The 20,030-nt window shown below is 70.9% G+C and carries 18 protein-coding genes and 1 pseudogene; 10 read left to right on the top strand and 9 right to left on the bottom strand.

The genetic code is table 11. The annotated features are described in order from the left end of the window. Nucleotides 1–118: 118 nt before the first annotated feature. The 5 genes from IEW07_RS09660 to IEW07_RS09640 all read left to right on the top strand — a co-directional run bounded on the left by IEW07_RS09660 (nt 119) and on the right by IEW07_RS09640 (nt 5,993). Nucleotides 119–658, top strand: a complete 540-nt coding sequence (locus tag IEW07_RS09660; RefSeq protein WP_188536649.1) for a hypothetical protein — start codon at nt 119–121, stop codon at nt 656–658. Between the two features lie 67 nt (nt 659–725). Continuing rightward, complete coding sequence (locus tag IEW07_RS09655) at nt 726–1,421, top strand: ATP-binding cassette domain-containing protein (RefSeq protein ID WP_188536647.1); 696 nt, start codon at nt 726–728, stop codon at nt 1,419–1,421. Next, nucleotides 1,390–2,331, top strand: coding sequence for a hypothetical protein (locus tag IEW07_RS09650; RefSeq protein ID WP_188536645.1), 942 nt, complete (start codon nt 1,390–1,392; stop codon nt 2,329–2,331). Before IEW07_RS09655 ends, IEW07_RS09650 begins: the two co-directional genes overlap by 32 nt. Before the next feature lie 97 nt (nt 2,332–2,428). Further along, on the top strand, nt 2,429–3,316 hold the full coding sequence (locus IEW07_RS09645; protein ID WP_188536643.1) for a trypsin-like serine protease: 888 nt from the start codon (nt 2,429–2,431) through the stop codon (nt 3,314–3,316). A gap of 64 nt (nt 3,317–3,380) precedes the next feature. Further along, on the top strand, nt 3,381–5,993 hold the full coding sequence (locus tag IEW07_RS09640; protein ID WP_188536641.1) for a DEAD/DEAH box helicase: 2,613 nt from the start codon (nt 3,381–3,383) through the stop codon (nt 5,991–5,993). 97 nt (nt 5,994–6,090) lie between these two features. Here IEW07_RS09640 and IEW07_RS09635 read toward each other — a convergent pair whose 3' ends face one another. From IEW07_RS09635 to uvrB, 3 genes and pseudogenes are all read right to left on the bottom strand, one after another. Further along, nucleotides 6,091–7,422: a TerC family protein gene (locus IEW07_RS09635; RefSeq protein WP_188536639.1), complete on the bottom strand. Its 1,332-nt coding sequence runs from the start codon at nt 7,420–7,422 to the stop codon at nt 6,091–6,093. A gap of 528 nt (nt 7,423–7,950) precedes the next feature. Then, nucleotides 7,951–8,925, bottom strand: a pseudogene (locus IEW07_RS09630) (TerC family protein); the annotation flags it as partial. A 275-nt stretch (nt 8,926–9,200) separates the two neighbouring features. Continuing rightward, nucleotides 9,201–11,321, bottom strand: coding sequence for an excinuclease ABC subunit UvrB (gene uvrB, locus IEW07_RS09625; RefSeq protein WP_188536635.1), 2,121 nt, complete (start codon nt 11,319–11,321; stop codon nt 9,201–9,203). A gap of 168 nt (nt 11,322–11,489) precedes the next feature. Here uvrB and IEW07_RS09620 point away from each other — a divergent pair, with 168 nt between their 5' ends. Both IEW07_RS09620 and IEW07_RS09615 read left to right on the top strand, forming a co-directional pair. After that, complete coding sequence (locus tag IEW07_RS09620; protein ID WP_188536633.1) at nt 11,490–12,344, top strand: SDR family oxidoreductase; 855 nt, start codon at nt 11,490–11,492, stop codon at nt 12,342–12,344. Nucleotides 12,345–12,501: 157 nt separating this feature from the next. Beyond that, nucleotides 12,502–12,735 carry a metallothionein gene (locus tag IEW07_RS09615; protein WP_188536631.1) on the top strand — a complete coding sequence of 78 codons (234 nt, stop codon included), beginning with the start codon at nt 12,502–12,504 and terminating at the stop codon, nt 12,733–12,735. 19 nt (nt 12,736–12,754) lie between these two features. Here IEW07_RS09615 and IEW07_RS09610 read toward each other — a convergent pair whose 3' ends face one another. Beyond that, a complete protein-coding gene (locus IEW07_RS09610) occupies nt 12,755–13,777 on the bottom strand; it encodes an MBL fold metallo-hydrolase (RefSeq protein WP_229741711.1) in 1,023 nt (340 codons plus the stop codon). Nucleotides 13,778–14,009: 232 nt separating this feature from the next. After that, nucleotides 14,010–14,879 (bottom strand): fructosamine kinase family protein, encoded by an 870-nt coding sequence (locus tag IEW07_RS09605; RefSeq protein ID WP_188536629.1) that lies wholly within the window; start codon nt 14,877–14,879, stop codon nt 14,010–14,012. A 157-nt stretch (nt 14,880–15,036) separates the two neighbouring features. On the opposite strand from IEW07_RS09605, the gene IEW07_RS09600 reads away from it, so the two are divergent. The 3 genes from IEW07_RS09600 to gnd all read left to right on the top strand — a co-directional run bounded on the left by IEW07_RS09600 (nt 15,037) and on the right by gnd (nt 16,909). Beyond that, complete coding sequence (locus tag IEW07_RS09600; protein ID WP_188536627.1) at nt 15,037–15,339, top strand: hypothetical protein; 303 nt, start codon at nt 15,037–15,039, stop codon at nt 15,337–15,339. Nucleotides 15,340–15,344: 5 nt separating this feature from the next. Next, complete coding sequence (locus IEW07_RS09595; RefSeq protein WP_188536625.1) at nt 15,345–15,632, top strand: hypothetical protein; 288 nt, start codon at nt 15,345–15,347, stop codon at nt 15,630–15,632. A gap of 338 nt (nt 15,633–15,970) precedes the next feature. Continuing rightward, a complete protein-coding gene (gnd, locus tag IEW07_RS09590) occupies nt 15,971–16,909 on the top strand; it encodes a phosphogluconate dehydrogenase (NAD(+)-dependent, decarboxylating) (protein ID WP_188536623.1) in 939 nt (312 codons plus the stop codon). Between the two features lie 82 nt (nt 16,910–16,991). On the opposite strand, the gene IEW07_RS09585 is transcribed toward gnd, so the two are convergent. The 4 genes from IEW07_RS09585 to IEW07_RS09570 all read right to left on the bottom strand — a co-directional run bounded on the left by IEW07_RS09585 (nt 16,992) and on the right by IEW07_RS09570 (nt 20,008). After that, nucleotides 16,992–18,365 (bottom strand): glucose-6-phosphate dehydrogenase, encoded by a 1,374-nt coding sequence (locus IEW07_RS09585; protein WP_188536621.1) that lies wholly within the window; start codon nt 18,363–18,365, stop codon nt 16,992–16,994. Nucleotides 18,366–18,404: 39 nt separating this feature from the next. Next, entirely contained in the window at nt 18,405–19,232 is an 828-nt protein-coding gene (locus IEW07_RS09580) for a DUF1206 domain-containing protein (RefSeq protein ID WP_188536619.1), read from the bottom strand. 146 nt (nt 19,233–19,378) lie between these two features. Further along, the gene (locus IEW07_RS09575; protein WP_188536617.1) at nt 19,379–19,654 is read right to left on the bottom strand and encodes a hypothetical protein; all 276 of its coding nucleotides are present in this window, start codon (nt 19,652–19,654) and stop codon (nt 19,379–19,381) included. Nucleotides 19,655–19,738: 84 nt separating this feature from the next. Next, the gene (locus IEW07_RS09570) at nt 19,739–20,008 is read right to left on the bottom strand and encodes a hypothetical protein (protein ID WP_188536615.1); all 270 of its coding nucleotides are present in this window, start codon (nt 20,006–20,008) and stop codon (nt 19,739–19,741) included. Nucleotides 20,009–20,030: the final 22 nt, after the last annotated feature.

Genomic DNA, 20,030 nt, shown 5'->3' with positions numbered 1-20,030 from the left:
GGCCGGCGTGCTGCGGTGCCTACCGTTGCTCGTCAGCGGAATTCGCGAACGTCATCGCCTCTGCCGCTGACGGATCCGATCGGTGACCCCCGCCCCCCACCGCCAGCAGGAGTAGGACATGCGCAAGCTCACCACCACTGCCGCGGCCCTGGCCCTGGTGCTCCTCACCGGAGCGCCGGCCACGGCCGCCAGCAGCACCACCGACATCACGTCCGTCGACCCCGCCACCGTCGAGGGCCTCACCGTGGAGCAGGTCGACACCCTGCGCTCGGTCACCGAGGACGCCGCGGCGGTCGAGGTCGCCGCCGCCCCGAAGGCCACCGGGAAGACCGCCCTGGCGACCGGCCAGCGCCGGGCCACCTACTACCGCGGCTCGTTCCTGATGTGGACCCGGGACAACGTGGACTTCGGCTACGACTGGACGCGGGTCCGGTGGACCAGCCCCTACCAGCAGGCCGGGTGGGTCTTCCCCAACATCGCCCGGAACAAGGGGATCGCCAAGTACTACGACACCACCCGCAACGACCGGTTCCGGGCCGTCAACACCATCGGCGCCGGGACCATCACCCCGTGGGGCGACGTGAAGCTCTACAGCTCCACCTACACGCACCGGCTCTCCGTGCACTACAACGGCGCCTGGAGCGCCTGGAGCGACTGACCGCCGTCCGATCGCAGGGCGGGACGCCGGCCGGGAGGCCGTCGTCCCGCCCAGGAGGGAGTACCCGGTGCTGGAGCTCGTCAGCATTCGCAAGTCCTACGGGGCGGAGACCGTCCTCGACGGGGTCGACGCCGTGTTCCCGCGCGGGTCGGTGTCCCTGCTCATGGGACCCAACGGCGTGGGCAAGACCACCCTCGTCCGGTGCGTGCTCGGCCTCGAGCCGCACGGCGGCGAGGTCCGCTGGAACGGGGCCCCGCTGGACCCCGAGGCGCGCCTCGTCTATCCCGTCTTCGACGACACTCCCTTCCACCCGGGCCTGACCGGGGCGCAGAACCTGCGGGTGCTCGCCGAGGAGAGCGTGGACGGGCCGTTCCAGTACCTGGAGCAGCGCCTGCTCCGGCGCCGGGTCAGGCACTACTCGTACGGCCAGCGCAAGCGCCTGGCACTGACCGCGGCGCTCAACAGCAGCGCCGAGCTCGTCCTCCTGGACGAGCCCACCAACGGCCTCGACGTCGACGCCATGCAGCAGCTGCGGGAGGATCTCGACGGCCTGCGGGAGCACAGGACGTTCCTGGTGACCGGCCACCACCTGGAGTTCTACGAGGACCTCGTCGACCACGTCTTCGTCGTCGACGCGGGCCGGCTCGTGGAGGTCACCGCCGAGCTGAGCAGGGCCGGGCAGGGCCCGGCCGACCACCCGACCACAGGACACGGAGGACTGACGGATGTCTATGCGGCCCACTACCCGCGAGCTCGTCGCTGAGCTGCGCTACCAGCACTACTCCCGGCGGCCCTACGTGCTGCTGCTGGTCCTCGCGGCCGCGGTGGCGGTCGCGTTCGCCGGGTCCCTGAGCCACGCGCACGCCGCCCACGCGTTCTTCGTCCAGCAGGTGCGCTCCTACGAGCAGAACGGGGTCGACGTCGAGGCCGCCCTGGCGGCGCCCGTGCAGGTCACCACCGACGGCGCGCAGGAGACCGTCGACAACCCGCTGAAGTACGACTTCCTCCAGGTCGGCGAGTCCCTGGCCGCGCTGAAGGGCGTCGCCATGGTGGGCACCGCCCTGGACCTGACCACGTTCGTCGTCGTCCCCCTGGCCTTCCTCATGTACGGGGCCTGGCTCGCGCTCTACGACGACCGCGCCCGGACCAGCAGGGTCCGGGCCGTGCGCGGGCGCTGGGCCACGATCGCCGCGGTCCGGGCGGGCACCCTGGTCCTGCTGGCCGCCGCGGCCGTGCTCGTGGTCACCGTGGTGGCGCTGGGCCTGTCCCTCGCCGGGGCCGGCGCCGTGCAGCAGCTCGAGGCGGAGATGGGCTACCCCACGGTCGTCCCCGAGTCGGTCTCCCCCCTGTGGGCCAAGCTCCTCACGACCGTCGGCACCGCCGTCCTCTTCGGCCTCGTGGGCCACGCCACCGGCCTGGTCACCCGTTCCCTGTCCTGGCCCATGGTGCTGGCCGCGCTGGTGCTGTTCCTGGTGCCCTTCCTCGGCACCTGGGACCCCCGCAACCTGCTCGCCGCGGTGGCCCGGGGCGTCTACGACTTCTGGGGCCAGTTCGAGCTGCGCCCGCCCCTCCCGGTGGAGACCTGGGCCGCGGCCCTCGGCCTCGGCGGCTACGCCCTGCTGGCCGCGGCCGTCACCGCCGTCTGCGTCGCCACGCGGCGGCGCTTCCCCTGAGCCGTCCCGGTCCGCCGCACCACGCGCACCCGGCACCGTCCCGGCACCGTCCCCGCCCCCGTCCCCGTCCCCGTCCCCGTCCCCGAAAGCAGGCACCATGCCCTCCCGCACCCGCCGCGCCCTCGCGGCCCCCGCCGTGGCCGCCGGTCTCCTCGCCGCCGCTCTCGCGGCCGTCCCCTCCGCCGGGGCCGTCACGGGCGGCGTCCCGGACGGGCAGGCCCACCCCGCGGTGGCCGTGCTCCTCGTCGGCGACGGCCGGGGCACCCAGCGGTGCTCCGCGACGCTGGTGAGCCCGACCGTCCTGCTCACCGCGGCCCACTGCGTCCAGGACCGCGTGGGGCTCGCGGCCGTGAGCTTCGAGTCGGCCCTCGCCGGAACCGCCGCGGAGCTGTCCGCTCTCCCGTACCCCGAGGACCCCGCCCGCGGCTACCGTGCCGCCGACCTGGCGGGCCGGGACGACTGGCACGCGGGGACCGCCCACGCCCATCCGGAGTACTCGGGCTTCACCGACGCGCAGCGGTGGCTCGACGTCGGCGTCGTCGTCCTCGACGAGCCGGTGCCCGGGCCGGCGCCGGCCGCGCTGGCCCCGGAGGGCCTGCTCGACGGGCGCCCCGCCCGGGAGCTCAACGGCGAGCTCTTCACCGTGGTCGGCTACGGCTCCGAGGTCCGCGCGGACGGCTCCGGCCGCCCGCTCGGCGAGGACGTGCCGCTGCTGCGCCGCAGCGCGCAGGTCGCAGCCCAGCGGCTGGCCCCGCAGCTGCTCATGGTCCAGGGCAACGCCCACGACGCCCGCGGCACCGGCGGCCCGTGCACCGGCGACTCCGGGGGGCCCGCCCTCGACGCGGACGGCCGGATCGTGGCGGTGACCAGCTGGTCCAGCACCCCCCTGTGCCGCTCCCGCGCCGGGCTCCAGCGGGTGGACGTGCCGCAGGTGCAGGACTGGCTGGCCGGCCACGGCGTGCCCGTGGCCGGGGCGGGGGCCTGACCCGGGGACCGTCCGCGCCGGGACGCCCGGCCAGGGGCGTGCCGGCGCGGATAAGCTGGAGCCGATGAAACTCCTCGAAGCGCTCTCCCCCGTCCTCGGCACCCCCGGCCACCCCTACTACCGCGGCGACTACGCCGCCAACCCGCTGACCGGGGACGAGGTCTACGAGGGCTTCCTCGGCTGGATCGCGTCCCGGGACATGGAGCTCTACCCGGCCCAGGACGAGGCCGTGCTCGAGTTCGCGGGCGGGTCCAACCTCATCCTGGCCACCCCCACCGGCTCCGGGAAGTCCACCGTGGCGGTCGCCGCGCACTTCGCCGGCCTCGCCGCCGGGCAGCGCTCCTACTACACCGCGCCCATCAAGGCCCTGGTGTCCGAGAAGTTCTTCGCCCTCGTAGAGATCTTCGGCGCCGAGAACGTCGGCATGGTCACGGGCGACTCCGCGGTCAACGCCAACGCCCCCATCATCTGCTGCACCGCCGAGATCCTCGCCAACGTGGCCCTGCGCGAGGGCCGGGACGCGGACGTCGGCCCGGTGGTCATGGACGAGTTCCACTTCTACTCCGACCCGCAGCGCGGCTGGGCGTGGCAGGTGCCGCTGCTCCAGCTGCCGCAGGCGCAGTTCCTGGTCATGAGCGCGACCCTCGGCGACGTCAGCCGCTTCGAGGAGGGCATCACCGAGCTCACCGGCCGCCCGACGACGACGGTCTCCTCCGCCGAGCGGCCGATCCCGCTGCACCACTACTGGTCCGAGGACCCGATCCACGAGGCCCTCGAGGAGCTGCTCACCACCAACCAGGCCCCGGTCTACGTGGTGCACTTCTCCCAGCTGCAGGCCATGGACCAGGCGCAGAACCTCATGTCGGTCAACGTCCTGTCCAAGGAGGAGAAGGAGCGGATCGGGGAGCTGATCGCCGGCTTCCGGTTCTCCGCGGGCTTCGGCAAGACCCTCAACCGCCTGGTCCGCCACGGCATCGGCGTCCACCACGCGGGCATGCTGCCCAAGTACCGCCGGCTCGTGGAGCAGCTCGCCCAGACGGGGCTGCTCAAGGTCATCTGCGGTACCGACACGCTGGGCGTGGGGATCAACGTGCCCATCCGCACCGTGGTCATCACGGCGCTGTCCAAGTTCGACGGCGAGCGCACCCGCAGGCTCAACGCCCGCGAGTTCCACCAGATCGCCGGGCGCGCCGGACGCGCCGGCTACGACACCGCCGGCACCGTGGTGGTCCAGGCGCCCGAGCACGTCATCGAGAACAACAAGGCCATGAAGAAGGCCCACGCCAAGTTCGGCGACGACCAGAAGAAGCTGCGGCAGGTCGTGCGGAAGAAGCCGCCGCAGGGCTTCGTGTCCTGGGGGAAGCCGACGTTCGAGACCCTCGTGGCCTCCGAGCCGGAGCCGCTGACCTCGTCCTTCACCGTCACGCACTCGATGCTGCTCAACATCCTGCAGCGCCCGGGCGACCCCGTCATGGCCGCGTGGCACCTGCTGACCCACAACCACGAGACGCCGCAGCGCCGGCGCGCCCTGGTCAAGCAGGCCATCGGGATCCTCAAGGAGCTGCGGGCGGCCGGCGTCGTCGAGAAGCTCGACGAGCCCGACGAGGAGGGCCGCACCTGGCGGCTGACCGTGGAGCTGCAGGAGAACTTCGCGCTCAACCAGCCCCTCTCCCCGTTCGCCCTCGCGGCGCTGACCCTCGTCGACCCCGAGGACCCGAACTACGCCCTCGACGTGGTCTCCGTCATCGAGGCCACCCTGGAGAAGCCCCGCCAGGTGCTCAACATGCAGGAGAAGAAGGCCCGCGGCGAGGCGGTCGCCGCGATGAAGGCGGAGGGCCTCGACTACGACGAGCGGATGAAGGAGCTCGAGGACGTCAGCTACGCCAAGCCCCTCGAGGAGCTGCTGACCCAGGCGTTCGAGACCTACCGGAAGAGCGCCCCGTGGGTCGCCCAGTTCGAGCTCGCGCCGAAGTCCGTGGTCCGGGACATGTACGAGCGGGCCATGACCTTCGGGGACTACGTCCAGTTCTACGGTCTCGCCCGCTCCGAGGGCATCCTGCTGCGCTACCTCTCGGACGCCTACAAGGCGCTGCGCCAGACCGTGCCGCTGGACATGCTCCGCGAGGACCTCGAGGACCTCGTCGAGTGGCTGGGCGAGCTCATCCGCCAGACGGACAACTCCCTGCTCGACGAGTGGGAGAAGCTGGCCGCCGGGGAGGAGTCGCCCATGGGCACCTCCGCGGACTCCCTGGAGGAGCTGATCGAGGAGCAGCCGCCGGCCATCACCTCGAACGCCCGCGCGTTCCGGGTCATGGTGCGCAACGCCCTGTTCCAGCGCGTGGAGCTCTTCGCCGACGAGAAGGACAAGGTGCTGGGCGCCCTCGACGGCGAGCACGGCTGGGACCGGGACCGGTGGGCGGACGCGATGGACGCGTACTTCGCCGAGCACAAGGACATCTACACCGATCCCCAGTCCCGCGGCCCCGGCCTGATCCGCATCGACGAGAAGCCCGAGGGGCTCGAGGGGTACTGGACCGTGGTCCAGGTCTTCGACGACCCGGACGGCCACCACGACTGGGGCATCAACGCCCGCATCGACCTGCGCCTCTCCGACGAGGACGGCTTCCCCGCGGTGGTCGTGGACAATGTCGGTCCCATCACCGAGTCGGGGCGCTGAGCCCGGCGGGCTGGCCCCGGTCCCCGTCACGACCGCGCCCCGCCCCACCTGACGGTGGGGCGGGGCGCGGTCTCTACGGGTCCTGGGGGACGACGGGTCAGACGGTGTGGCTGCCTCCGCCGCGGTGCGGGCCGTCCGCGGTCGTGGTGCCGGCGGCCTCCTGCACGTCCGCCCGCTCGCCCTCGACCGACTCGGCCTGCGCGTCCGGGACGCGGTCCGGCTCCGGGGCGACCCCGGTGCTCTCGAACTCGCGGTGCTTGCCGCGGGCACGGTCCAGCAGGTCGTGGAAGTACTTCTCGGACTCGATGAGCTCGTCCTTGTACCGGGCCGGGACCTTCGACAACCGCTCCTGGTACCGGGCCGCCTTGGCGGCCAGTGCGTGCCGCTCCTCGGCGGGAGCGGTCTGCGGGAGCGTGACGTACTGCTCGGCGACGGTCTGCAGGCCGCCGATCACGTGCACCGCACGGCCCTTCGGGCTGAACAGCGAGGCGAGGACGGTGATCGTCAGCACGCCCAGGATGACGCTCAGGGACAGCCCGATGCTGACCTCGATGACCTCCACGTGCTCGCCGTTGTTGATGAACGGCAGGTTGTTCTCGTGCAGGGCGTGGATGATGAGCTTCACGCCGATGAAGGCCAGGATGATCGCCAGACCCCACGAGAGGTAGATGAGCCGGTCCAGGAGACCGTCGATGAGGAAGTACAGCTGGCGCAGGCCCATGAGGGAGAAGGCCACGGCCGTGAAGACGAGGTAGGTCTCCTGGGTCAGGCCGAAGATCGCGGGGATCGAGTCGAGGGCGAAGAGCACGTCGGTTCCGCCGATGGCCACCATGACCAGCAGCATCGGCGTCATGACCTTCTTGCCGTTCTCCACGGTGAAGAGCTTGTCGCCGTCGTAGTGCTCCGACGTCTGGATGAAGCGCTTGGCAAGGCGGATCACGAAGTTGTCCGCCTCGTCGTGCTCGTCGCCGGCCAGCTCGCCCTTGATGAGGGAGCCTGCCGTCAGGAGCAGGATGAGGCCGAAGGCGTAGAAGACCCACGCGAACTGGTTGATCAGCCCGGCGCCCACGAAGATCAGGGCGGTGCGCGCCACGAGCGCGAAGGTGATGCCGAACAGCAGCACCTTCTGCTGGTCCGCGCGCGGCACCTTGAAGGAGGCCATGATGATGAGGAAGACGAAGAGGTTGTCGACGGACAGCGCCTTCTCCGTGATGTACCCGGCGTAGTACTCGCCGGCGTACTGGCCGCCCCACCGGAGGAGGACGAAGAGTCCGAAGAGGAGGGCGAGCCCCACGTAGATCGCCGACCAGACGGCGGCCTCCTTGAGCTGGGGCTCGTGGGCCTTGCGGACGTGGAAGAAGTAGTCGAACAGCAGGAGACCGACGATCACGACGATCGTCGCTGCCCACACGCTGGTTGAGACGTCCATAGGATTCTGCTTTCGGGGTCGGGGACGGGACAGCCGTAAGTCTCTCCGCCGCTCGGTCGGGACCGTCACGGTCCACCGTGCCGAGGTCGGCCGCTGCGTCCGGCCGGGCTCGACCACCCGACGTGCTGACGTCCACAGCGCTGAGGGATACTCCCCTAGGCCCTCCCAGTGTATACGGGACCCGCCGCCCACCTGCGCAGAGGGGCCCGTCCCGCCGTGCGGCGGGACGGGCCCCTCTGCGTGCCGGGCCCTGCGGGGCCCGGCGTCACCGGCGCGCGGGGACGGTCAGCGCTCGGTCTCCCGGGGCTCGACCGGCGTGGCGCCCTGGCTCTCCTCGTGGTGCTCGTCCACGGTCTTGCCGGTGTGCTCGTGCAGGTCCGGGACGTCCATGGGTGAGCGCTCCGCGGCGGTCCTGGCCGCGTGGTGCTTGCGCACCAGGTCGGCCTGCAGGACACGGATCTCCGTGGTCGGGGTGCCCTCCGGGATGCTCCGGTAGACCTCGATGGCCCGGTGCAGCTCCCCGACGGCCTGGGCGGTGCGGCCCTTGGGGCTGACCATGGAGGCGACGGTCGCGACCGCGATGATGGCCACGATCACGCCCAGTGAGACGAAGGTGGGGATCTCCGGGGCCCACGCGATGTGCTCGCCGCCGTTGACGAAGGGCAGCTCGTTCTCGTGCATGGCGTGCAGGATGAGCTTCACGCCGATGAACGCGAGGATCAGGGACAGGCCGTGCTTGAGGTAGATGAGCCGCTCCATGAGCCCGCCGAGCAGGAAGTAGAGCTGGCGCAGACCCATGAGGGCGAAGATGTTGGCCGTGAAGACGATGAACGGGCTCTGCGTGAGGCCGAAGATGGCGGGAATGGAGTCGAAGGCGAACATGAGGTCGGTGAGGCCGATGGTCACGAAGACGACCAGCATCGGCGTGAAGAGCTTCTTGCCGTTCACGACCGTCCGCAGCTTGTTGCCGTCGTACTCCTCCGTCATGGGCACGACGGTGCGCAGCCTGCGGATGAGGGCGTTCTCCTCGGTCTCGTCCTCGCCGTCGTCCTTGGCCTGGTGGTAGGCGGTCCACAGCAGGAAGACGCCGAAGATGTAGAAGACCCACGAGAAGTTTGCGATGATCGTGGCGCCCAGCAGGATGAAGATGCCGCGCAGGACCAGAGCGATGATGATGCCCACCATCAGCACCTCCTGCTGGTACTTCCGCGGCACCGCGAACCGGGTCATGATCACGATGAACACGAACAGGTTGTCGATGCTGAGGCTGTACTCCGTGATCCAGCCGGCGATGAACTGGGTGCCGGGCTCGGGTCCGGCGAACGCGAACATGAGCCCGCCGAACACGAGAGCCAGGGCCACGTAGATGCCGACCCAGATGCCGGCCTCCTTCATGGAGGGCTCGTGGGGCCGCCGGGCGACGATGACAAGGTCCAGCAGCAGGATCAGTCCCAGGACGATGAAGGAGCCGATCTCGAACCAGGCCGGTAGTTGTGTGTGCACGCGAGTACTTTCGCTTCGAAGTGGCGGCGCCCGTCGTGCGCCGCGTTCGGGGACGAGGCGGCGAGGGCACCGGAATGAGCCGCAAGTCTCTCCGCCGGCCTCGCCGGGCTCCGTGCCCGCGTCCCGAGATCGACCGTTGCGCCCGGCCAGGCTCCATTGCCCGGCGTGCTGACGTCCGCAACGCTGAGGGATACTCCCCTACGCGGGGAGAAGTCTACCCGAAGCTGGGAGAACGCCGGGAAAACCCCTGTCCTGCCGTTCCGGAGCCGGGCCGATCAGGCGTGCCCGGCCTGCTGCATCTGCCGCAGCTCCTTCTTGAGGTCGGCGATCTCGTCGCGGATCCGCCCCGCGAGCTCGAACTGCAGCTCTTCCGCAGCGGCCTGCATCTGCTGGGTCATCTGCGCGATGAGGTCGACGAGGTCCTCGGCGGGGGCGGCGGCGAGCCCGTCCCGGCGCAGCTTGTCCTCCGCGGCCACCACGGCGTCCCGTCCGCCCTTCTTCCCGGTCGGCGCGGTCTTCTTGCCGGCGGCCGCCCGCTGGGCGAGCAGCTCCCGGGTGTCCTCCTCCTCGCGCTGGAGCTGGTCGGTGATGTCCGCGATCCTCTTCCGCAGGGGCTGCGGGTCGATCCCGTGCTCCGTGTTGTAGGCGACCTGGATCTCCCGGCGCCGGTTCGTCTCCTCGATGGCGGTGGCCATGGAGGCGGTGATCCGGTCCGCGTACATGTGCACCTGCCCGGAGACGTTGCGGGCGGCGCGGCCGATCGTCTGGATCAGGGACGTCGTCGAGCGCAGGAAGCCCTCCTTGTCCGCGTCGAGGATCGCCACCAGGGAGACCTCCGGCAGGTCGAGGCCCTCGCGCAGCAGGTTGATGCCCACGAGGACGTCGAAGGTGCCCATCCGCAGCTCGCGCAGCAGCTCCACGCGGCGGAGGGTGTCCACGTCCGAGTGCAGGTACTGGACCTTCACCCCGTGCTCCATGAGGTACTCGGTGAGGTCCTCGGCCATCCGCTTGGTGAGCGTGGTGACCAGGACGCGCTCGTCGCGCTCCACGCGCACGTTGATCTCGTCGAGCAGGTCGTCGATCTGGCCCTTGGTGGGCTTGACGATCACCTCGGGGTCCACCAGGCCGGTGGGACGGATGATCTGCTCCACGTAGCCGTCCGCCTGGGACAGCTCGTACTTGCCCGGGGTGGCGGAGAGGTAGACGGTCTGGCCGATCCGCTCGAGGAACTCGTCCCACTTCAGCGGCCGGTTGTCCATGGCCGAGGGCAGCCGGAAGCCGTGCTCCACCAGCGTCCGCTTCCGGGACATGTCCCCCTCGTACATGCCGCCGATCTGCGGGATGGTCACGTGGGACTCGTCGACCACCAGGAGGAAGTCGTCCGGGAAGTAGTCGATGAGGCAGTGCGGGGCGGACCCGCGGGGGCGGCCGTCGATGTGCAGCGAGTAGTTCTCGATGCCGTTGCAGTAGCCCATCTGCTCCATCATCTCGAGGTCGTACGTGGTGCGCATGCGCAGCCGCTGGGCCTCGACCAGCTTGTTCTGGGACTCCAGCTCCTTCAGCCGCGCCGCCAGCTCCGCCTCGATCGACTTCACGGCCTTCGCCATCCGGTCCGCGCCGGCCACGTAGTGGGAGGCCGGGAAGACGTACATCTCGTTCTCGTCCCGGATGATCTCGCCGGTCAGCGGGTGGAGGGTGTAGATGGACTCGATCTCGTCGCCGAAGAACTCCACGCGGATCGCGTGCTCCTCGTACATGGGGATGATCTCCACTGTGTCCCCGCGCACGCGGAACGTGCCGCGGTGGAAGTCGACGTCGTTGCGCGCGTACTGCATGTTCACGAACCGGCGCAGCAGCTCGTCGCGGTCCATCTCGTCGCCCTTGCGCAGGGTGACCATCTGCTCCACGTACTCCTCGGGGGTGCCCAGGCCGTAGATGCAGGACACGGTGGCGACGACGACGACGTCCCGGCGCGTCAGCAGGGCGTTGGTCGCCGAGTGGCGCAGCCGCTCGACCTCCTCGTTGATGGAGGAGTCCTTCTCGATGAAGGTGTCCGTCTGCGGGACGTAGGCCTCCGGCTGGTAGTAGTCGTAGTAGGAGACGAAGTACTCGACCGCGTTGTTGGGCAGCAGCTCCCGCAGCTCGTTGGCCAGCTGCGCGGCGAGCGTCTTGTTCTGCACCATGACCAGCGTGGGCCGCTGGACGCGCTCGATCAGCCACGCGGCCGTGGCCGACTTGCCGGTGCCGGTGGCGCCCAGGAGCACGATGTCCTTCTCGCCCGCCTCGACGCGCGCGGCGAGCTCCTCGATGGCCTTCGGCTGATCGCCCGCGGGGACGTAGTCGGAGATGACCTCGAAGGGGGCGACGACACGGTTGATCTTCTGGGCGAGGCTCATGGGACAAGGCTACGCGCCGCCCCGGACACGGAAACGGGGTTCCTCCCCCGGCGATCAGGGCGGGTGAGCGGCCGCCGGGACGGGCCCGGGAAATAGGCCCCGGCCGCTCCCGGTTGCACCGGACACAGCACCGCGCCCCCGCAGGCGCGGCCCGTCGAGAGGAACCTCATGTCCATCGTCATCACCGGTGCCACCGGCCAGCTCGGCCGCCACGTGATCAGCTGCCTGCTGCGCCTCGACGTGCAGATCCCCGACATCGTGGCCGCGGGCCGCAACGAGGAGAAGCTCGGCTCCCTCGCGGAGCTGGACCTCAAGACAACACGGATCGACTACGACGACCCGGCGAGCCTCGACGACGCCTTCGAGGGGGCGGGCACGGTGCTGATGATCTCCGGCAGCGAGGTGGGCCGGAGGGTGGCACAGCACCGGAACGTGATCGACGCCGCCGTCCGGGCCGGGGTCTCCCGCCTGGTGTACACCAGCGTCCTCGGCGCGGACCTCGGCAAGCTCATCCTCGCCGAGGAGCACCTGGCCACGGAGCAGGCGATCGCCGAGTCCGGGCTCCCGTACACGATCCTGCGCAACGGCTGGTACACCGAAAACTACGAGCCGGCCCTCCGGTACGCGGAGGACACCGGGCTGCTGCTGGCCAATGCCGGGGACGGCAGGGTGGCCAGCGCCGCCCGGGAGGACTACGCCGAGGCGATCGCGGCGGTGCTGGCCCAGGACGGGCACACCTGGCAGACCTACGAGCTGTCCGGGGACCACGCGTGGAGCTTCGACGAGCTCGCCGCGGCGCTCACGGAGGTCCTGGGCCGGGAGGTGACGTACCGGCGTCTCACGCCCGAGCAGCACCTGGCGGCGCTCGAGGAGGCCGGCGTGGACGAGGCGACCGCACGGTTCCTCGTCGCCCTCGACGCCAACATCGAGGACGGCGCCCTGGACCTGATCACCGGGGACCTCTCCCGGCTCATCGGCCGGCCCACCACCCCGCTGGTCGAGGCCCTGCGCGCGATGCTCTGAGCGGCCCTGCGGCCTGCCTCCGACATGTTCGCCCGCATCACGTCCGAGGGGTTGTGAAGCTCCCCGGGAGTGCCCATGGTGGTGGGACGCACACCGGGGAACCCCTCGAGCTCCCCTTCCCAGCCAGCTAGCGAGTTCTTCCCACCAGGAGACGATCATGGCCACCTGCGACACCTGCGGCAACGACTACGACAAGACCTTCACCGTCACCCAGGGCGAGAGGACCGGCACCTTCGACAGCTTCGAGTGCGCGGCCCACGCCATGGCCCCGACCTGCGCGCACTGCGGGTGCCGCGTCCTCGGCCACGGCGTGGAGGCCGGCGGCACCATCTACTGCTGCGCCCACTGTGCCGAGCACTCCGGCGCCCACGGGCTCACCGACCGGGTCTGAGGCGACCGCCGCACCGGTGCTACAGGCCGATCTCGTCGAGGTCCGACCCGATGACGACCTTCCCGCTGTAACCGGTCTGCGCCGCCTGCCACTTCTCGACCGGCCAGCTGCCCGGCACGAAGTGGTTGAGCACGAGCGTCGGAACGCCGGCGGCCTCCGCGACGGCGCCGACCTCCTCCACGGGTGTGTGCGACTTGATGAGGTGCTGGAACGCCGCCTCGTCCTCGGGACTGCGTGGCTCCGGGTAGCGCTGGGCCGCCCACTCCGTGGCGATCACCTCGTGCACCAGCACGTCGGCGCCCCGGGCCATCCGGATGAGGTTCTCGCTCGGACCGGTGTCGCCGGAGAACACGACGCTGCCGTCCTCGGTGTCGAAGCGGAAGGCGAAGGACGGAAAGACCGGAGCATGCTGGACCAGCGTCGCCGACACCCTGACCCGGTCGTCCTCGTAGAAGACGACCGGCTTCATCCTCGGGTGCGGGTCCCCGTTCGGATCGTCCACGAGTCGCTCCGGCAACGGGACGTCGTGGCCGGCGAACATGTGCTGCGGGACGGGCATGCCCCCGTCTATGGCTCTGTCGTTGAAGTCCGTGGCGAAGGCGCGCACCAGCAGGCCGACTATCTCCTCTGTGCCGGGAGTGGGATTCTCCGGGGCGACGATGGGAGGCATCGGGTGGGAACCGGTCTTCGGCGGGAGGACGCCCCGGTTGCCCGGTCCCCAGATCTGCACAGGGATGTCGGCCTGACCGAGGCCGTTGTAGGCGCCGAGGCTGAGGATGTTCGAGAGGTCGTTGATGTGGTCCGAGTGCAGGTGCGTCAGGAACACCGCCCGCAGACCGCTGAGGGCCGCACGCGTCTGCCAGTTGCCCAGCTTCGCGTCCATGAGCCGGAAGCCGACGCCCTCGCCGGCGTCGACCAGGTAGTAGCGGTCCCCGACGACGAGCGCGGAGGCGATGCCCTGCCGGGGCGGCTCGGTGGTGCCCCAGCCAGGGCCGCCGCTGGTGCCGAGCAGAACGATCTTGGTCCGTGCGTCGGTACGCAACGGGGCAGCTGTTGAGACGGCCGCCGCAGCGGCGGGTGTCAGGAGAGGGACTGCTCCGGCCGCCGCGAAGCCTCCGAGCATCGTGCGCCGGGACAGAGAAGGTTTGTGAGAGGACACCGTGGACTCCTTCGGCCAGGTAGGGGTGGGATGCACATCACACTAGACCGGACGTCCGAGCGGGGCACCCTCGCGCGTGGATCCCGCGAACACGGCGGCGATCGCACGCTGCCGGTCACTGCTGCAGCCGACGCAGCGCACGCATCGTCGCGTCCCCGTACGCACCGCCGAACCGGACGGCGTGCACCAGCAGCGGCGGCAGCTGGTACCACGGCACCCGCTCCTCCCACCCGGGGGCGAGCGGGTGCTCCACGTGGTAGGCCGCCAGGCACTCCTGCCCGAATCCGCCGAACAGCAGCATCATCGCGATGTCCACCTCCCGGTGGCCCCAGTACGCCGACGGATCGATAAGCCAGTTCCGCCCGTGGACGTCCACGAGCCGGTTGCCGGCCCACAGGTCCCCGTGCACCAGGGTCGGTGCCTCCTCCGGCCCGGCCAGCTCCCGTGCACGCGGGGCGAGCTCCTCGACGACGTCGGCGGCGCGCGGGTCGATCCGGCCGGACCCGACGGCCTTCTGCGCCAGCGGCCGGATCCGCCGCTCCAGCAGGAACGCCGCCCAGTCCTGGGTCGGGGACATGTCCACCTCGAAGGACCCGATCCGCCCCGGCAGCTCGGGGTCGAGAGCGCCGAAGGCCTCCCCCTGCGCCCGGTGCAGCGCCGCCAGCCCGCGCCCGAACTCCTCCTCGGTGCCCGGCGAACGCCTCCCGTCCGCTTCCTCGATCCACTCCAGGACGATGCCCCGGTCGTTCCAGCGCACGACCTCCGGCACCCCGAGGACCTCTGGCGTGTGCTCCCGCAGGGCATGCAGCCCGGCGACCTCCACCGCCATCATCCCGGCGGGCGGATCCGCCATCGTCTTGGCGAACAGCGGCCCGCCGGCCGTCGCGAGGCGGTACGCCGCCGCGGTGTCACCGCCGCTGATCGGCACTGCCGCTTCGACGCCGAGGCCGTCGGTGAGGTCGTGGGGCAGGTCCAGGGAACTCATGCCTTCCGTTCTACTCCATCTCCTCCGCGAAAGGACGGTACGCAGGCATCCGACCGACCCGGAGCACACCCCAGCACCGGAAGATCCTGCCCCGGCAGGCGTTTCCGGCGGTAAAATCGAGGCCAGGGCTCCCAGGATCCAGGGGAAGGACCCAGCGATGGACGGCCAGGGTGAAGCGGTGGAGATGCCCGTGCCGGACGGCGGAGACGCCACGGCCACCGTGCTGGGCCTCACCGCCGCGGTGCTGCAGACGCTGCTCCTGCTGTTCATCCTGGTGCTGGGCCTGATGTGGGGCGGGTGGAGCCATCTCGCGTCCATGGCGCTGGCGCTGCTCGGCCTGGTCGTCGTCATCGGGATGACGGTGCAGCGGCGGCGATCCGTCATCGCCGTGCCTGTCGTCTCTGGGGTCCTGGCGTTCGTGCTCTCCTTCCTGGGTCCGCTCCCGGTCGGGAGCCCGTGATCCCGATGGGCACGAACGAGATCCCGAACCGCCGCCGCGGTGACCGGGCCGTGATCCTCGGACTCCTCTCGGCCACGGCCCAGACACTCCTCCTGGGTCTGACCCTCGTCGCCGGGATCGAGGGCGGGCGCTGGAACTGGTCCCTGTCGCTGCTGCTGATCGTCGCCGGCCTGGCCGTGATCTTCAGGCTGACGGTCCGGGGACGGCGCCTGGTCGCGCTCGTCCCGGTTCTCTCGACGGCTCTGGTCGTCGGACTCCTCGTGCTCGGGCCGTCCCCGTTCGGGAACGTCTGAGCCCGGATCCCCGCTGCCCGCAAGCACGCAGTGCGCATTTCTCGACGGCGGGAGGCGAGCGCCCGGAGCGAGCGCCCGGGACCAAGCGCCCAGGACCGAGCGCTGCGCGGCGTCCTCGCCGGAGGTCGCGCGTCCAGCATCGGCAGGAGGCGTGGCCGGACAGGGGTGCAGAACCGTCCGAGAGGGGTGGAAAATCATCGGAAGGGCCGCGGCCGCCTTCGCCGGCAGCACCGTTCCGCTGATCGACCACCCTGCCGGTGGCATCTGGTCCGACCGCACCGCATCGAGCTGACGACCCTGACCGTGGGAACCGAATACGACCGAGGACGGAGCACACCATGCAGATGGGACTGGTAGGACTGGGCAAGATGGGCGGCAACATGCGCGAACGCCTGCGCCAGGCCGGGCACACCATCATCGGGTACGACACCGACCCGGAGCTCTCGGACGCCGAGAGCCTGGCCGCGATGGTGGAGCGGATCGACCGCGCACCGCAGGTCGTGTGGGTGATGGTGCCGGACACGGTGGTGGACCCCGTGATCGACGAGCTGGCCGGGCTGCTGGGCGAGGGCGACGTCGTCATCGACGGCGGCAACTCCCGGTGGATCCACGACGCCCCGCGGGCGGAGAAGCTCGCCCGCCGAGGGATCGAGTACCTCGACTGCGGGGTCTCCGGGGGCGTGTGGGGCATCACCCAGGGCTATGCGCTCATGGTCGGCGGTGAGGAGAAGACCGTGGCGAAGGTGCAGCCGATCTTCGACTCCCTCAAGCCCGCGGGCGAGTTCGGGTTCGTCCACGCCGGTGAGCACGGCGCAGGCCACTTCGCCAAGATGGTCCACAACGGCATCGAGTACGCGATCATGCAGGCCTACGCCGAGGGCTGGGAGCTGCTGGAGGCCGCAAGCCACGTCACCTCGGTGCGCGAGACCTTCAACTCCTGGCGCGAGGGCTCGGTGATCAAGTCCTGGTTGCTGGACCTGGCGGTGAACGCGCTGAACGAGGACGAGCACCTCGACCGACTCGCCGGCTACGCCGAGGACTCCGGGGAGGGCCGGTGGACCGTCGAGTCCGCCCTCGACCTGGCGGTCCCGGTGCCGGCCATCGCCAACGCACTGTTCGCCCGTTTCGCCTCCCGCCAGGACGAGGCCCCGGCGATGAAGATGATCGCCGCGATGCGCAACCAGTTCGGCGGGCACGCGGTCAAGGACGTGGCCGCCGGACCCGAGCACGTCGAGGCCGGCCCCGGGGAGGAACCGGCCCACCCGGCCGAGCAGTAGGACCACCCCTCGACCCGGCTCGGTCGGAGCCGGGTCCGATGGGCCCGCTCCACGGCCTGCACAGCGGTGTGCGCGCGGGGTGTCAGTCCGAGGAGGCCCAGTGCTCGGGGCCTGCCGACCCTGCCGGGTACTCCTCCAGGGGCACCCGGCCGGACGTCCACGCCTCACGGATCTGGTCGACGACGCCCCAGGCGTGCTCGGCGGCCTCCGCGGAGATGGACAGGGTCGGGTCGCGGTCGAGGAGACCGTTGAGGACCTCCCCGTAGGGGGTCAGCCGTCCTGCGCCGAGGTCGGCGGTCAGGACGGCCCGGTCGACGACGAAGGGGTCGCCGGGTCCGTTGACGTTCAGCTCCAGGGTCATGGCGTCGGGGCTCAGACAGATGCGCAGGACGGTGGGTCCGGTCACCCCGGGCAGCCCGGCCGGCTGGTGGGGGACGTCCCGGAAGGTCACGGCGATCTCGCGGCGGGGGCGTGCCACGGCCTTGCCCGAGCGCAGCACGAAGGGCACCCCGGCCCAGCGCCACGTGGCGGACTCGAGGGTCACCTCGGCCAGGGTCTCGATCCCCCGGCCCGGGTCCACACCGTCTTCCTCGACGTAGGAGGGCAGGTGCAGGCCGTCGACGGTGCCCGCGGTGTAGCGGGCGCGCCGGCCGGCGGCCACGGGGTCCCCCGCCCAGGGACGCAGGGCCCGCAGCGCCTCGGTCTTGGTGTGGCGCAGATCGGTGGCGTGCACGGACAGCGGGGCGTCCATGGTGACCAGCGCCATGACCTGCAGCAGGTGGGACTGGATCATGTCGACCATCGCCCCGGCACGGTCGTAGTACCCGGCCCGGTTCTCCAGCCCCAGGGACTCGTCGTAGACGATCTCGACCTTGGCGACGTGCTCACGGTGGAGCACCGGCTCGAACACACGGTTGGTGAAGCGCAGGCCCAGGACGTTGAGCACGGTGGACTTGCCCAGGAAGTGGTCCACCCGGAAGACCTGGTCCTCGGGCACCAGGGAGGCGAGCATCCGGTTCAGCTCCGAGGCGCTGGGCTGGTCGACGCCGAAGGGTTTCTCCAGGGCCAGCACGGTGTGCTCCGGCAGCTCGACCCGGTGCAGGGCCTGGACGGCCTGGGCGGCCACGGCCGGGGGCACGGCGAAGTACAGGGCGGGGATCCCGGTGGCCGCGGCCAGCACCCGGCCGAGGTCCTCGGCCGCGGTGGCGTCGGTGACGAGGTAGTCGGCACCGGCCAGGGCGTGCTCCACAGCGGGCCCGGTGGCCTCGACGCTGTCGAAGGCGGCTCGGACGGTGTCCACCCACTGCTCCCTGTCGCGGGGCGCGCGGTCGGCGCCGATCAGGCGGAGCCGGCGGTCAGGCTGTTCGGTGAGCAGCCGCCCCAGGCCGGGCAGCAGCAGCCGGGAGGTGAGGTCGCCCGTGGCGCCCAGAACGACCAAGGTCCCGATGGTGTCCATGACTGCCTGCTCCTCCCACCGCCCGGGGGCGAGGCGGTCTCACATCCGCTGGTACTTGGCCCGGACCACCATGAACAGCCCGTAGCAGATCAGTCCCAGCGCCACGGCGCCGAGCAGCCAGACGCCGAACGGCTGCTCCTGGAGGGACTTGAGGGCGCCGTCGAGCCCCGAGGCCTGGGCGGGCTCGCTCTTGACGGTGGCCACGACGAACAGCACGCCGAGCACCCCAAGCGCGATCCCCTTGGCGACGTAGCCCACGGTGCCCAGGGCGCGCACTGCGGTCCCCGCCCGGCCGGGCGGCAGGGCCGTCAGGTTCTCCTCGAACTTCTTCGTGACGCCCTTGTGGACGAAGTACCCGGCCGCGACGATCAGCCCCAGCCCCACGGCCACCAGCAGGACCACGCCCGCGGGGTTCGCCATGAGCTGCGCGCTGGTCGACTGCGACGACTCCCTGCTGTCACTGGTCCCGCCGAGGGCGTAGACGCCGAAGATCGCGCCGATCGCGCCGTAGACCACGGCCTGGCCGCCGGCCTTGAGCCGTTTCTTGAGGGCCTCCTTCCCCGAGCGCCCCCGGCCCTCGAGGAGGGCCTCCGCGAGGAAGAACACGGCCAGGGCCGCGCAGCCGAGGAAGCACGCCCACAGCAGGACGCGTCCGCCCGGGGCGGTGCCGAGCTGGGCGATGGCGCCGCTCTGGTCGGCCTGGCCGGTGCCGCCGGTGGCGACCTGCAGGGCGATGACGCCGATCATGACGTGCAGCAGGCCGGAGGCCACGAAGCCCGCCCGTGCGGCCAGGAGGAACCCCCGGGAGTCCGTGGCGTCGTCCGCGGCATCGGCCGCCCGTCCGGCCTGTCGTCTGACCTCGCCCATGCTCGCCTCCACGGTGTGTGGGCCTCATCCTGCCACGGCTTCCGGCGCGCGTCACGGGGCACAAGTGGGGCGGGCGTTGTGCAGGCGAGCGCGGCGCAACCCCGTGGAGGAGGTGGCGCCGCGCTCGCGGGGCTGAGACCCGTGCGTCAGTTGTGCGGGCTGCTGCCGGTCGCCGTGCCCTCCGCGGAATCGTCCTTGTGGTAGAGGTACTCGTTGCCGTGCTCGTCCTTCTCCACGACGAAGTGCTCCTCGACCTCCCGGCAGTAGTCCTCGACCTGGCGGGCCCGCTTCTCGCCCGCCACGTCCAGGTCGCTGCGGTCCGCGGCGCCGTAGATCTTGAGGGCGATGTCGTTGAGGCGGTCGATGATGCTGTAGCCCGACGACGGCGCGTCGTCCGTGGAGGTGTGCTTCTTCTTCGACATGACGTCCCCCTGGTGGCTCCCGTGATGGAGGACACCATTTTATCGCCGTCGAACCGCCGATTCCCAGGGGCAGGGCGGTGGGGGTCAGTTGCGGGAGGTCCCGGTGTCCGTGGGCTCCCCGGAGTCGTCCCGATGGTAGAGGTACTCGTTGCCGTGCTCGTCCTTCTCCACGACGAAGTGCTCCTGCACCTCCCGGTACCACTGGTGGGCGGCTGCGCTCTGCGGCGTCCCCTCGAGGTCCTGCCGGCTCCGCGCGGCCGGGCCGTAGACCCGCATGGCGAGATCGTTCAGCCGGTCGAGGATGCGGTGCCTCGGCTCCGCGCCCTCACCCTCGGTGTGCTTGTCCTTCGACATGGCGACCCCCGTTGCTCCTGTG

The organism is Kocuria dechangensis (assembly GCF_014636775.1).
GTDB classification, from domain to species: Bacteria; Actinomycetota; Actinomycetes; order Actinomycetales; family Micrococcaceae; genus Kocuria; species Kocuria dechangensis.
This window is presented reverse-complemented; position numbering and strand designations above follow the sequence as displayed.